Annotated in this window: 1 protein-coding gene; it reads right to left on the minus strand. The window is 66.1% G+C overall.

Features of this window, described 5'->3' with window-relative positions; all coding sequences use genetic code 11:
• Window positions 1-197: hypothetical protein (locus J5M58_RS26955; protein WP_207880471.1), on the minus strand; the 197-nt coding region annotated here is incomplete at its 3' end.
• Between the last annotated feature and the right edge of the window lie 251 nt (window positions 198-448).

Raw genomic sequence — 448 nt, forward strand, 5'->3', positions numbered from 1 at the left:
TGCTGCTCCTGCGCGGCGCTCAGGTTCAGCTTGTCGTGGATGCGCTGCATCATCATGAACGGGCCGCCTTCCATATGATGATGGTCGCCCAGGCCGCCCGGCGGCGGCATGTCGGGGGGCGCCGCGCGCGAGGCGGCGCTGAACGACAGGGCGAGCACGGCGGCGGCGATGGCGAGGCGGGAAGTCTTCTTATACATTGAGTCACTCCTGTATTGAACGATCCGGTGCTGCGGCGGGCTCGGCGCCTGGGCGTCCGCGCTTTCGGCGCCGGCCGACATCCGGTAATGCGCAGCGTAGCCAAGCGTGCGCGCCGCCGTGTTACGCGCGCCGCCGCCGCGTTTACCGCGCATTACACTTTGCTTGCGCAGTAATCCGCAGTAACCCTTTCGGGGATTTGTTTCGCTCAGCCCGGCCACCCCACACGGTAAACTTCACGCCATGACTACTC

Source organism: Pseudomonas sp. 32_A, assembly GCF_017490905.1.
In the GTDB taxonomy this organism is placed as follows: Bacteria; Pseudomonadota; Gammaproteobacteria; order Pseudomonadales; family Pseudomonadaceae; genus Aquipseudomonas; species Aquipseudomonas inefficax.